The 13,159-nt window shown below is 73.8% G+C and carries 9 protein-coding genes; 5 read left to right on the forward strand and 4 right to left on the reverse strand.

Annotation, left to right across the window (positions count from 1 at the left end; genetic code table 11):
• Positions 1 to 6: 6 nt before the first annotated feature.
• Genes AC0HI0_RS40255 through nudC form a run of 3 tightly spaced genes read left to right on the forward strand, consistent with a single transcriptional unit; the run spans position 7 to position 3,655 of the window.
• Positions 7 to 1,320 (forward strand): M16 family metallopeptidase, encoded by a 1,314-nt coding sequence (locus AC0HI0_RS40255; protein WP_480928708.1) that lies wholly within the window; start codon positions 7 to 9, stop codon positions 1,318 to 1,320.
• Positions 1,317 to 2,705, forward strand: a complete 1,389-nt coding sequence (locus AC0HI0_RS40260; RefSeq protein WP_480928709.1) for a M16 family metallopeptidase — start codon at positions 1,317 to 1,319, stop codon at positions 2,703 to 2,705. Before AC0HI0_RS40255 ends, AC0HI0_RS40260 begins: the two co-directional genes overlap by 4 nt.
• Complete coding sequence (gene nudC / locus AC0HI0_RS40265; RefSeq protein WP_480928710.1) at positions 2,702 to 3,655, forward strand: NAD(+) diphosphatase; 954 nt, start codon at positions 2,702 to 2,704, stop codon at positions 3,653 to 3,655. The genes AC0HI0_RS40260 and nudC overlap by 4 nt, the downstream gene beginning before the upstream one ends.
• Positions 3,656 to 3,784: 129 nt before the next feature.
• Here the strand turns inward: nudC and AC0HI0_RS40270 are convergent, their stop codons facing one another.
• Positions 3,785 to 4,639 carry an NmrA/HSCARG family protein gene (locus tag AC0HI0_RS40270; protein WP_480928711.1) on the reverse strand — a complete coding sequence of 285 codons (855 nt, stop codon included), beginning with the start codon at positions 4,637 to 4,639 and terminating at the stop codon, positions 3,785 to 3,787.
• Between the two features lie 58 nt (positions 4,640 to 4,697).
• Between AC0HI0_RS40270 and AC0HI0_RS40275 the strand changes: the two genes are divergently transcribed.
• Both AC0HI0_RS40275 and AC0HI0_RS40280 read left to right on the forward strand, forming a co-directional pair.
• A complete protein-coding gene (locus tag AC0HI0_RS40275) occupies positions 4,698 to 5,168 on the forward strand; it encodes a MarR family winged helix-turn-helix transcriptional regulator (protein ID WP_480928712.1) in 471 nt (156 codons plus the stop codon).
• A 52-nt stretch (positions 5,169 to 5,220) separates the two neighbouring features.
• The gene (locus AC0HI0_RS40280; RefSeq protein WP_480928713.1) at positions 5,221 to 6,399 is read left to right on the forward strand and encodes an ROK family transcriptional regulator; all 1,179 of its coding nucleotides are present in this window, start codon (positions 5,221 to 5,223) and stop codon (positions 6,397 to 6,399) included.
• A gap of 53 nt (positions 6,400 to 6,452) precedes the next feature.
• Here AC0HI0_RS40280 and AC0HI0_RS40285 read toward each other — a convergent pair whose 3' ends face one another.
• From AC0HI0_RS40285 to AC0HI0_RS40295, 3 genes are read right to left on the reverse strand one after another with little or no spacing between them, the layout of a single operon-like run.
• Positions 6,453 to 10,499: a TIGR02680 family protein gene (locus AC0HI0_RS40285; RefSeq protein ID WP_480928714.1), complete on the reverse strand. Its 4,047-nt coding sequence runs from the start codon at positions 10,497 to 10,499 to the stop codon at positions 6,453 to 6,455.
• A complete protein-coding gene (locus tag AC0HI0_RS40290; RefSeq protein WP_480928715.1) occupies positions 10,496 to 11,665 on the reverse strand; it encodes a TIGR02678 family protein in 1,170 nt (389 codons plus the stop codon). Before AC0HI0_RS40290 ends, AC0HI0_RS40285 begins: the two co-directional genes overlap by 4 nt.
• Complete coding sequence (locus tag AC0HI0_RS40295) at positions 11,665 to 13,143, reverse strand: DUF2397 domain-containing protein (RefSeq protein ID WP_480928716.1); 1,479 nt, start codon at positions 13,141 to 13,143, stop codon at positions 11,665 to 11,667. The genes AC0HI0_RS40290 and AC0HI0_RS40295 overlap by 1 nt, the downstream gene beginning before the upstream one ends.
• Positions 13,144 to 13,159 lie beyond the last annotated feature (16 nt).

Genomic DNA, 13,159 nt, shown 5'->3' on the forward strand with positions numbered 1-13,159 from the left:
GCTTCCATGGCGCTACCCGAACTGCACAGGTTCACGCTTCCCAACGGCCTGCGGGTGGTGCTCGCCCCAGACCCGAGCGCCCCGGTTGTCGGGGTGAGCGTGCACTACGACGTGGGATTCCGCTCGGAGCCGGAAGGCCGGACAGGGTTCGCGCACCTGTTCGAGCACCTGATGTTCCAGGGCAGCGAGAGCTTGGAGAAGCTCGCACACTTCCGTCACGTGCAGTCCTCGGGCGGCACGTTCAACGGGTCGACCCACCCCGACTACACCGACTACTACCAGGTGCTGCCGTCCGCCGCGTTGGAGCGGGCGCTGTTCCTGGAGGCGGACCGCATGCGTGCGCCGAAGCTCACCGAAGAGAACCTGCGGAATCAAATCGACGTGGTGAAGGAGGAAATCCGACTCAACGTGCTCAACCGGCCGTACGGCGGGTTCCCCTGGATCCTGCTCCCGCCGGTCCTGTTCCAGACCTTCCCGAACGCCCACAACGGCTACGGAGACTTCACCGACCTGGAGAACGCGACGGTCGACGACTGCGCCGCGTTCTTCGACACCTACTACGCGCCGGGCAACGCGGTGCTGACGGTCGCGGGCGACTTCAAGCCCGAGGTCGCCAAGGGATTGGTGGAGAAGCACTTCGGGGACGTGCCCGCGCGTCCCGTGCCGGAGCGGCCGTCGTTCGCGGAAGCGCCGCCGAAGGGTGAGTTGCGCGCCGAGCACTCGGACAAGCACGCACCGATGCCGGCCATCGCGCTGGGGTACCGCATCCCCGACCCGGTGACCGACGTCGAGGGCTACCTGTCCTACCTGGTGCTCGCGGGCGTGCTCACCGACGGCGACGGGTCCCGGCTCCAGCAGCGGCTGGTGCACCAGGACGCGATCGTGGTCGACGTCGGCGCCGGGTGCGGACTCTTCGGTCCGCTGGAGGCGCGCGACCCGGACACGTTCAACGTCACCGCGATCCACCCGCCGGAGGTCACCTCCGCCCAGGTGGTCGCGGCGGTGGACGAGGAGCTGCTGAAGCTGGCCGAGGAAGGGCCGACGGAGCAGGAGCTGGCGAAGGTCACCGCGCGGTGGGTGTCGACCATGCACCGCGAGCACGACCGGCTGACCAGCCGCACGCTCGGCCTGGGCTCGGCGGAGCTGCTGTTCGGCCGCGCCGAACTGCTCTACGAGCTGCCGGACAAGCTGGCCGCGATCACCACCGACGAGGTCGCCGCGGCGGCCAAGGCGTTGCGGCCGGACTCGCGGGCCGTGCTGATCCTGAACCCCGCCGTCGCCGAGGCCGGCACGGCTGCTGACAACGGAGGTACCGAGTGAGCGCCCCGACGACGCACCGCAGCGCCGAGGAGATCGGTCGCACGGAGCAGGGGCCGCGTCCGTTCCCGGAGCTGGGCGAGCAGCGGGCCGCCGCGGAGCTGTCCACGGTGGACACCGTGCTGGCCAACGGGCTGCGGGTGATCGCGGTGCGCCGGTCGTCGGTGCCGCTGGTGGAGGTGCGGCTGCGGATCCCGTTCGGGGACCCGGCGGCCTCCAGCGTCGGGTCGACGCACGCGGCGCGGGCGGAGGTGCTGGCGAACACGGTGCTCACCGGCACCGCGACGCGCAGCCGGGTGGACGTCGACACCGAGCTGGCGCTGGTCGGCGGCGAGCTGGACGCGGTGGTGGACCCGGAGCGCCTGGCGTTCTCCGGCAACGCCCTGGTGTCCGGGTTGGACACCGTGCTGGACGTGCTGCGGGACGCGCTGACCGGCGCGACCTACCCGGTCGAGGAGATCGAGCGGGAGCGGGCGCGGCTGGTCGAGCGGATCCGGCTGGCGCGGTCGCAGCCGAACGTGATCGCGCGGGAGGCGTTGCAGCGCCACCTGTACGGCGACCACCCGTTCGCCAAGGAGATGCCGGAGGCCGACGAGGTCGCCGCGGTCGGGCGGGACGAGGTGCTGGCGCTGCACGCGTCGGCCGTGCTGCCGCGCGGGTCCGTCCTGGTGGTCGTCGGCGACGTCGAGCCGGAGACCGCCGTGGCGGCGGTCGAGGGCGCCCTCGGTGGGTGGACCGGCGAGGGCACCGCGGTGTCGCTGTCGCCGTTGCCCCCGGTGCGCGGTGGGGACGTCCTGCTGGTGCACCGGAAGGGTGCGGTGCAGTCGCAGATCCGGCTGGCCGGGCGTGGGCTGGTGCGCACCGACCCGCGCTACCCGGCGTTGCAGATCGCCAACCTGGTGTTCGGCGGGTTCTTCTCCTCCCGGCTGGTGGAGAACATCCGCGAGGACAAGGGCTACACCTACAGCGCGCGGTCGCACCCGGAGTTCACGCCGGAGGGCGCGGCGATCCTGGTGGACGCGGACACGGCGAGCGAGGTGACCGCGGCCGCGCTGCTGGAGACCCGCTACGAGCTGGGGCGGTTGGGCCTGGTGCCGCCGTCCGAGTCCGAGGTGGACACCGCGCGCCGGTACGCGATCGGGTCGCTGCTGACGGCGACGTCGTCGCAGGGCGGTCTGGCCTCGTTCCTGGTGAACCTCGCCGGGCTGGGGCTGGACATCGAGTGGTTCACCGGGCACCCCGCGCGGTTGGCGGCGGTGACCGTGGAGCAGGTGGCAGAGGTGGCGTTGGAGTTCTTCGCGCCGAGCGCGTTCACCGGGGTCTTGGTGGGCGACGCCGAACTGCTCGCGCCGCAGCTGCGGTCGTTGGGTGGGGTCAGCCTGCCGTGAGCTTCGAGCTGGTGGAGCTGCCGGCGCTGTCGCGGTTCACGGCGGACCGGCAGGAGCCGCTGCGCGGTGACGCGGAGCGGCTGGCGCAGCTGTGGCCGAAGGCGCGTGTGATCACGGTCGACGCGCACGGGCGGACGTTGGTGGTCGACCAGGCGTCGCGCCTGGTCGACCGGCCCGCCGTCGAGTTCGGCGACGAGCCGCCGGCGGGCGCGGTGCTGCTCGGCGAGCAGGACGGTGTCGCGTACTGGGCCGTGCTGACCGAGGACGAGGCGGAGGGTGCCGGTGCGCCGTCCGGGCGTGCCTGGTTCGGCGCGGACCTGACCGACGAGCCGCAGTGGCTCGACCTGCGGGCGTGCGGGGCGTTGCTGGACGACACCGGCGCGGGCCTGTTCACGTCGGCGGTGGCGTTGTTCCACTGGCACCGGTCGGCGAAGTTCTGCGCGGTGTGCGGTGGCGGCCAGAGCGCGGTCAAGGCCGGGTGGGCCAGGGTGTGCGCGCAGTGCGGGCGCGAGGAGTACCCGCGCACCGACGCCGCGGTGATCTGCCTGGTGCACGACGGGGCCGACCAGGTGCTGCTCGCGCGTGGCGAGGGGTGGCCGGCCGGGCGGTACTCGGTGCTGGCCGGGTTCGTCGAGGCCGGTGAGTCGTTGGAGGCGTGCGTCGCACGGGAGATCGCCGAGGAGGTGGGTGTCGCCGTGTCCGACATCCGCTACCTGGGCAGCCAGCCGTGGCCGTTCCCGAGGTCGCTGATGGTGGGGTTCCAGGCGATCGGTGATCCGGGCGAGCCGCTGCGGTTGGCGGACGGCGAGATCGCGCAGGCCAAGTGGGTGACGCGGGCCGAGGTGCGGCAGGCGCTGGAGGTCCCGGGCAGTGTGCCGGACCTGTTGCTCGCGCCGGGGGCGTCGATCGCGTACCGGATGATCCAGTCCTGGGCGGCGGTCGGCGACTGACCGGACGCCGGCCGGTGGGCCGGTTGCGGTCGGAGCGGCGACCTGTGAGTCGGGTTGCTTGGCGGAGTTTTTGGGTTCGAGGTGGCGCGGGCCGGCCCCGGTGGGGTCGGCCCGCTTTGTTCTCGCTGGTCAGAGCAGTTCTTTCCAGGGCACGGTGGCGGCGATGCCGGCGTAGGTGTGCCAGGTGATCTCCGGCAGGGCCGCGTGCAGGCGGGGCAGGTCGATGTCGGTGCCGACGTCGCTGAAGTAGCGGAACATCGCGGCCAGGTCGGTGGAGTGGCGTTCCACGACGTCCATCGGTGTGCGGCGGTGCTCGATCGGGCGACCGATGGCTTCGGTGAGGATTTCCGCCATCCGGTGCGGGGTCAGCGCTTCGCCGGCCAGGTCGAGGCGGGTGTTGGCGAAGCGGCTCGGCTGTTCGAGCGCCAGGGCGGCGACGGCGGCGATGTCGGGCACGGCGACCATGTGCAGTTCGCGGTCCGTGGGCATCGGCAGGCCGAGGACGCCCCGGCGCAGGCCGCTGAGCGTCCACTCGCCGAACTTGTCGTCGATGAACGCGGCCGGGCCGAGGATGGTCCACGGGACGTTGCCGCTGGTCAGGTGCTCTTCGATGCGTTGCTTGCTGTCGAAGTGCGGGATGCCGGTGAAGCGGTCGGCGTTCGTCGCCGAGGTGAACACGACGTGGTCGACGTCCTGGGCCGCGTCCACCAGGTTGATGCCTTGGCGGATCTCGGTCTCGATGTCGCTGCCGAACGGGGTGGTCACCGCGAACACCGAGCGGACGCCGTGCAGGGCCGCCTTCAGGGTCGGCGCGTCGTCGAAGTCGCCGATGGCGATCTCGGCTCCGGCGGCCTGGAGTTGTTGTGCGGCGGGGCTTTCCGGGGTGCGGGTGAGGGCGCGGACGGGGTGGCCCCGGTCCAGGAGGAGGCGGGCGAGCGCGCCGCCTTGGGCTCCGGTCGCGCCGGTCACCAGGGTCAGTTCCATGAGCAAAGGTTGACACTGAAAATGTTCTGGAGTCAAGCGACTTGCTAGGGTGGTCCTCGTGAACCGGTACGAGCCGAGCGACGAGCTGCTGGCGTGGCTTTACGTGCAGCAGGGTGTGGACGCGGTGCGCGTCGCGATGGGCGGGCGGGTCGAGGCGTCGGCCGGGTGCTCGTTGTTGGAGCACGAGGCGCTGTACCGGATCGACATGGGCGGGCGGCTGCCGATGTCGGAGCTGTCCGAACTGCTCGCGGTGAGTCCGAGCGGCGTGACGCGCCTGGTGGAACGGCTGGTCCGGCGCGGCTGGGTGGAACGCTCACAGCCGCCGGACAACCGGCGGGTCGTCTTCGCGGCGCTCACCGATGACGGCCGGCGGGTGCTGCACGAGACCACCGCCCCCACCTATCGCGCCGCGGTGGCCGAGGAGTTCGCCGGTCCGCTCAACGACCGCGACATCGCCGACCTGAAGCGGATCGGGCGGAAGTTGTTGGAGGCGCACGGGAAGTGGGACGCGCAGCGGTTCGCGACCTGAGCGCCGGGCCGATGACGTAGGTTCGACGCCTGTCCCGACGGAGGAGTGGGCTGTGCAGCGCAGGCTGACCGTGCGGGACCTGCGGGCCGGCAACCGGGCGCGGGTGTTGCGCGCGCTGTACTTCGACCAGCCGCGCAGCCGCCACGAGCTGGCCGCCGAGACCGGGTTGAGCCAGGCGACGGTCAGCACGGTCGTCGGCGAGCTGGTCGCCGAGGGGGTCGTGGTCGAGGCGGGGCAGGTCGAGTCCGACGGCGGCCGGCCGCGCGTGCTGCTGCGGGTGAACCCCGCGTTCGCGACCGTGGTCGGGGTGGACGTGGGCGAGACGCACGTGCTGGTCGAGGTGTTCGACCTGACGCTGGAGCGGCTGGCCGAGTGGAGGTCGTCGGTGCCGCCGGGCGGGTGCCCGCCGCAGGAGATCGCCCGGCTGGTGCTCGCGGGGCTGGACGCCTGCCTGGCCGCGTCCGGGGCGACCGACGTGCTCGGGGTGGGTGTCGGCGTGCCCGGTCTGGTCGAGGACGGCCTGGTCTACGCGCAGTCCGCCGGCTGGCACGCGGTCCCGCTGGAACGGCTGCTGCGCGCCGGCACCGGGCTGCCGCTGCACCTGGACAACGGCGCCAACACGCTGGCTCGGGCCGAATCGTGGTTCGGGGCCGGGCGGGGCGTGTCGGACGTCGTGGTCGCGCTGATCGGGTCCGGGGTCGGCGCGAGCGTGATCATCGGCGGCGTGCCGTACCGGGGTGCGTTCGGCGGCGCGGGGGAGTGGGGGCACACGACTGTCGCGCTGGACGGGCGGCCGTGCCGCTGCGGTGCCGCCGGGTGCCTGGAGGCCTACCTCGGGGCGGCCGGGATCGTGGACCGCTACCGGGCGCTCGACCCGTCCGTGCCGGTCGACCAGGAGGCCGCGTTGCGCGCGCTGGTGGCGGACCAGTCGCCCGGCGCGGCGGTGATCCTGGCGGCGACCGCCCGGTTCGCGGGGCTGGGCATCGGGAACCTGGTCAACCTGTTCAACCCGTCGGCGGTGGTGCTCGGCGGGTGGGCCGGGCTGGTGCTCGGCGAACGGCTGCTGGACGCGATCCGGCGGGAGGCGGCCCGGCACGCGCTGCGCCGGCCGTTCGAGCGGGTGTCGATCGGGCTGTGCGAGCTGGGCCCCGAGTCGGTCGCGCTCGGGGCGGCCACGCTGCCGGTGGCCGCCCTGCTGGAGTCCGGCGGGGTGCGCCGCCGGACCGGCTGACCTCCCCGGGCCCGACCGCTGCCGCAGGGGCGTCGGGGTGCCGGGGTGCCGGGTCAGGGGTCGATGCGGTCCAGGGCCGCGCCGTCCCACGTGGTCTGGGTGCACGCGACGCCTCGGCCGTTCTTGGGCCGCAGCACGTCGTAGATGTGCATCCGGGGGATCTTGTCGGACACGCCCCAGCCGCTCGGCCAGGTGATCACCCAGTCCATGTCGAGGTCGACCAGCAGGCCGAGCATCCGCGCGATGGTCGGGTCGTCCAGCCGCTCGAACGCCTCGTCCAGCAGCACCAGCCGCAACGGCGAGAACTCGCCGCTGACCGCGTCGTAGAACGACGCCGCCGCCGCGAACAGCGTCACGTACGAGATGAGCCGCGTCTCGCCGGACGACAGCTGCCGCAGCCGCCGTTCCCGGGGGTTGCCGTCCGGGCCGGTGTCGGCCACGGTCACGGTGAACTGGTGCCACGTCCGGTAGTCCAGCGCGCGGGAGAGGATCTCGGCGTAGCTGCCGGAGTGCGAGTCGCGCTCGGCCTCGATCCGCTCGGTGAACACGCGGCGCAGCACGGCGTCCTGCTCGGGGTCGCGGTCCGCGTACGGCAGGCGCACCAGCGCCAGCGCGTCCCGGGTCTCCTCCTCCAGCGCCGCCGACGGCTTCCACGCCAGCTTCACGTGCACGCCCTGGCTGGAGCGCGCCCGCCCGAGCACCTCGTTCATCCGCTTGCACAGGTCCTCGGCGACGGCGATCTGGCCGCGCAGCCACTCGGCTAGGTCGCGGATCAGGTAGTCGGCGAAGATGTTCTGGTAGCGCTCGTCGAGGAAACCGCGCTGCTCGGCCAGTTTCGCGGTCACCTGGCGGGCCGCGACGGCGACCGGGCGCGCGCCCTCCTCGCCGGTCACGGTCACCGTCAGCAGGCCTTCGTGCTGTTCGGCGGCGATGTCGTGGCTGCCCGCGAGGGAGGTCTGCAACGCCTGGAGCTTGGTGATCACGGTCGCCTCGCCCGCACCGCGCCGGTCGGCCACGACGAGCGCCGCGCGCACCGACTCGACGTCCTCCGGCACGTCCGGCAGCGCCGCGACCAGCACACCGGGCACCTGGATGGTGGCCTTGAACTGCTCCGCCGCCCGCACGCGCGCGTCCTGCGCCGTGGTGAGCTGCTCGCCGGCGGCGTCGAGCTGGGCGGACAGCTTCGCGGCCTGCTCCCGGGCCGTGGCGACGCGTTCCCGGACGCCCTTGAGCTCCTCGCGCATCTCGCGGCGGGACCGCTCGGCGGCGGAGAGCTGGCCGGCGATCTCGCGCGCTTCGCCGCCGATCGCGTCGGTCAGCTCGGCCAGGGTGCCCGCCTGGGTCGCGTAGTCCACGCACCGGGTCTGCGCGTCGGACTCGGCGGCCACCCGGTCGGCCACGGCCGCGTGGTAGCGGTGGGCGGCGTCGGTGAGGTCGGCGACGGTCGACTGGCACTGGCGGCGCAGCACGTCGCCGAGCCGGTCGGCGGTGCGCTGGGCTTCGGCGGCGGCGCTCTGCGCCTGGCGCAGGCCCTCGGTGGTGGCGGGCAGGCCCGCGTCGCCGGCTTGGCGCACGACCTCGCCCTGCGCCGCTTCGCCGCGCGACTGGGCGGTGTCGAGTTCGGCGCTCAGCTCCTCGGCGCGTTTCGCCGCCCGGTCGGCGGATTCCTGGGCGGCTTGCAGCCTGCCGTGCTTGGCGACGAGTTCGCGGTCGGCCGGGAACCGGTCGAGGTGCGATTCCCACCGGTCGACGAGCCCGTGCGCGGCGGCCAGCGCGGTCTCGGCCTCGCCGAGTTCGGCGCGCAGCGCGGCGAGTTCGTCCTCCAGTTCGGCGATCCGCCGGCGGCGGGCCGCTTCCCGCGCGCCCGCGCCGATGAACTCGGCCGCGCCCTTGTGCCACGCGCCGGTCAGCACGCCCGCGCGCCACCCGCCGGCCGCCGTCACCGCGAACGCCCCTTCGCCCGGCGACACCGAGTTCAACGACACCGAGGCGAGCGACACCGAGGCCAGCAGGGCCGCGACGACCTCGACGGACACCGGGGAGCCGGGGTCGACCGCAGGCGCCAGCACGGACGCCAGCGACGGCTCGGCCACCGGCTCGCCCGGCACCGCCACCACCTCTCCGGAGCCCGTGCCGGAGACCGCGCCGGACGCGGTGACCCAGGCGTCGAGCAGCCCGGACGCCTCCAGCGCCGCTTCCAGACCGGCCCGCCGGGTGTCGTCCACGTCGGACCGGAAGTCGACCAGCCGGTAGAACGGCGACCCGGCCGCCGGGTCGCGTTCGGCGACGGCGTAGCGGCCCCGTTCGGGCACGCGGGCCGTGCCGGAGCGCAGCGCCGCGAGTTCGGCGTCCAGCGCGTCGATCGCCCCGTGCAGGTCACCGCGCCGCACGGTCACGCCGTGCGCGGCCTCGCGCGCGGCGGCGACCAGCGGGCCCACCCACTCGCGGGCGGCGGTGGTCAGCTTCCGGGCGGCGGCCGGGTCGACCGACGCGGGCAGCTCCAGCGCGTTCTCGGGTCGCGCCGGGCCGGACTCCTGCCACGCGCGCACCTCGTCCAGCCAGGTCAGCGCCACCTCGGCGAGTTCCCGCGCCTCCTGGTCGCGCAGCGCGGACGACTCGGTGGCCGTGAGCTGCGCGTCCCGCGCGGTCTGCCGCAGCGCGTCCACCTTGCGCTGCGCGGTGTCCAGTTCGTCGGCCTGCCGGTGCAGCGCCAACGCCAGCGCGCCCCGTCGGCGGGCCAGGGAGGCGATCTCGGCGGTGCGCGCGGCGGCCGGTTCCAGGTCGAGGTCGGTCGGGGCGGGCGGCACGCGGCGTTCGATGGGCAGCGGCTCGGCTTCCGGGTCGGGCTTGGCGCGCACCGACTCGGTGCGGACCTCGGCGTCCACCACGGCCACCCGGGGCACGTCCGGCGCGAGCGCCTCGTCCAGGCCGGCCACCCGCAGGTGGCGGCGCAGCGGCTCGACCAGCTCCCGCGCCGCGCCCAGGTCTTCGGCGAGCCGGCGCAGCGACCGCAGCACGCCGTCGACCGCGCCGTCCTCCTGCGAGCGCTGCTTGTTCGCCATGTCCAGCGCGGCGATCGCCGACGAGCGCTTCTCCTCGACCAGCTTCTCGCGGGTCTGGAGGTCCTGGAGGTCGCGGAACGCCGGCAGCTCCTTCAACGCGCCGATGGTCTCCTCGGCCTGCTGCTCACCGGCTTCCAGCGAGGTCAGCGAGTGCTCGGCGGACGCGCGTTCGGCCGCCGTGGTGGCCAGCGAGGCGGACAGCTTCGCCGACGAGCGCTCCAGCTTGCGCACCGCGTCCTCGGCCGCACCGAGCCGGTCCGCCGACGACCGCAGCCCGCCGAACGCGTAGTCCGCGTAGGTCTTGAGGAACGTGCCGAGCGCGGCGTCCGCCGACGACAGCCGGACGATGTTCTCCCGGATCGACTCCAGGTCGTCGAACGAGGTCGCCAGCTGCTCGACCATCGCCTGGTCCAGCGGCGGCAGCGCGTCGGACAGGATCTGCTCCAGCTGCCCTTCCAGCACCTTCAGCCCGACGTCCGGGTTGCGCAGCGTGCGCTGGAGGTGCAGCAGGTCGCCGTAGCGGGCGGCCGGCACGCCGTACACGGTCTCGGCGATCTTCGCCCGGAACGCGGCTTCCTCCAGCACGCAGTCCGCGCCGATCAGGTCGCGCAGCTGGGCCGGGCCGAGCGGGGTGCGTTCCGCGCCGACGAGCTGGAGGTCGTGGCCGACCCGCGCGGAGGTGACGAACCGCCACGAGTCGGTGATCGCCTGGGAGGTCTTGGACGCCTTCACCCCCAGCCCGCAGGTCAGGAACTCGTCGTCGCGCACCAGCTCGACCCACGCGTACCCGATGCGGTTGGGGCCGCCGTCGTAGTCGTCGAGCATCAGCCGGCGCAGGCTGACCGTGTCGAAACCCTTCGACCCGACCTGGCGCAGGTCGCCGTCCAGGCACAGCGGCAGCAGCAGTTCCAGGGTGCGCGACTTCCCGGACCCGTTGGTGCCCTGGAAGATCGCGCGGCCACCGGAGAAGTCGAACGTCTGCTCGGTGTACTGCCAGACGTTGACGATGCCGCCGCGGTGCAGCCGCCACCTGTTCACACGTTCTCCTCGTCGAAAAGCGACCAGCTCGGCACCTCGGGCGCGGGCGCCGGTCGCTCCACTTCACGTTCCGGGTCGCCGTCCGGCTCCGGGATCCAGCGGTGCGCGGCGGCGTCGAGCAGCCAGCCGTCGTCGTCGTCGGGGGTGGCCAAGCCCATCCGCCGCAACAGTTCCAGCACCTCGTCGGCGAGGCGTTCCAGGTCGTCGGTGAACTGCTTGGACCACGCCGCCGGGTAGTCCTCGACCAGCCGGCCGCACAGCTCGACCAGGCGCTCCCGCTCGACGGGGTGCCGCGCGCCCGCGGGCTCGCCCGACAGCAGTTCCGGCAGCGCCAGCAGCGCGATCCGCGCCACGGTCGAGGTGCCGGGGAAGGACAGGTCGGTCAGGTAGTCCTCGGGGTCGGCCGCCAGCACGCCCTCCGCGCGGGACTCGGTGCGCAGCCCGAACACCGTCTCCAGCAGCGCGGACTCCTTGCGCTGGTTGCGCCGCAGCCACTCGGACTGCTCGGCGGCCAGGTCGGCGTGCAGCACCACGGGGTTCTCCACGAGCTTGCGCCGCACCGCGTGCTCCACGCCGCGCGGGCCGGGCCGGTTCGCCAGTTCCACCAGCCGTTGCGGCGAGGTCGCCTCGGCCACCGGGCCGGTCAGCAGCTGGCCGAGCAGGTCGGTGTCGACGGTGATCAGCGCCTCGGTCTGCATGTCGACCGTGCCCTCGGTCTCGTGCAGCACGCCCAGCGACACCAGGTGCCGCAGCGCCGCGGTCAACGCGCGCCGGTCGACGACGTCGTCCACGACCTCGATGCCCGCCTCGGCGGCGGCGGCGCGGATGTCGGACACCAGCCGGGACAGCAGGGTCTGCCGCCCGATCCCGGTCAGCACCGCCATGGTGAGCGCGAGGTAGGCGTAGCCGCGCGGCGACATGCCCGGCACGCCGCGCGAGTCGTCCGCGCCCGGACCGGCTTTGTAGAGGCGGGCGAACCGGCGCTCGACCACCAGGCGATAACCCAGGTGGCGGGCGAACAGGTCCTGGAGGGCGAACCGGTGGCGGTAGACGAGGGTCAGCAGCTCGCCGTCCGGCCCGTCCGCGCGCAGCAGCGGCCGGCGCAGCAGGGTGCGGGCGCAGCGCACGACGTCGGCGGCGTCGATGTCGGAGAGGTCGTCGAACATCAGTCGAGCACCAGCGTCGAGTCGTGCAGCGTCAACGTGCCCGCGTGCGAGTGGATCCGCGTGGACCGCCCGGCTTCGTGCCCGACGGTGACGCGCAGCCCGCGCACGGGGTCGGTCGCCGAACCGGAGTCGGCGGCGGTGTCGCGTTGCGCCATGGCCAGCGTCAACAGCTCGCACAGCACGCCCAGCGCCTCGCCGGAGAGCGTGGTGGTGGCCAGGCGCGGCGCCGCCGCGGCGAGTTCGGCGACGGACGCGGCCCGGCGCTCGTCGGCGTCGCGCGCCTCGGCGAGCAGCGACTGCTCGGTCATCGGGTCGTCCAGGATGCGCGAGGTGCGGCCGCGCGCGCCCCGGTCGCTGCGGCTGCGGACGCTCACCGACACCTCGTGCACCGGTCCGTCGCGCCACGACGTGCGCTCGTTGTCGGTGTCGTGCTCGGGAGCGGGGGACAGGTGCCGTGCCGAGTAGAGGCCGAACGCCGCCGCGTACAGCTCGTGCGCCCGCGACCGGGTGCCGCCGTCGAACCAGGCCGCGAGCTTGAGCAGCTCGGCGCGCCGGCCGGGCAGCAGGCCGCCGCCGGAGGTGGCCCGCTTCACGCTGGCCAGCAGCGACCCGATGGCGCGGGCCGTCGCGTCGCGCAGCGCCGTCACCTGGCTGGGCCGGCCGGGCCGGTCCACGAACCAGTCGGTCAGCTCCTGCCAGTCCTCGGCCGACCGCCCGCGCGCCCGCTCCACCCGGTCGCCCAGGTCCGCGCGGCCCAGCAGCCGCAGCAGCTCGGCGCGGGCGGCGTTGAGCCCGGCCAGGGCGTCGGCGATGGCGGGCGTGTGCCGCAGCACGTCCTCCACGACCATCTGGATGTACTCGACCAGCAGGTTGCGGAACCCGGAGATCTCCTCGGGCGCGAGGTGGTGCCGGGTCACGACCTGGCCCAGGTAGGCGTAGAAGTCGCGGACCGTCGCGGCCAGCTCGGCGTGTTGCAGGAACAGCGTCGTGACCTGTTCGGCGAGCACCTCGCGGGGCCGTTTCGCCTCGCTGAGCAGCGCCTCCGACAGCGACCGGCCCAGCCCGCCCAGGCCGCGCTCCACGGCGGGCAGCAGCTCGCGGGACACCTCGCGCGCACCCTCCGGCACGCGCAGCAGCTCGTCGACGTCGCGCTGCACCCGCACCGCCAGCTTCGACACCTGGTAGCGGACGCTGCCGTGCTGGAACTCGGCGATGCTCGACGCCACCACCTCGCGCCGGCCCTGCACCAGGTTGCCCCACTCGACCAGCTGCCTGAGCCGGTTGATCACGTTCTCGATGCGCGACTCGCCCGGCTCCACCCGGCCCTCGCGCTCGGCGCCGGCCAGCGCGCCCGCCACCTCGCCCGCCGACAGGTCGGCCAGCAGGGTCGACGTGAACAGCCGCATGATCGCCAGGTAAGTGCGCTGGTGGTCACGTGCGTCCAGGTACGCGTAGAGCTTCAGGCGGGCCGGTTCCACGGGAGGCACCCTAATG

The organism is Saccharothrix sp. NBAS 001 (assembly GCF_056640475.1).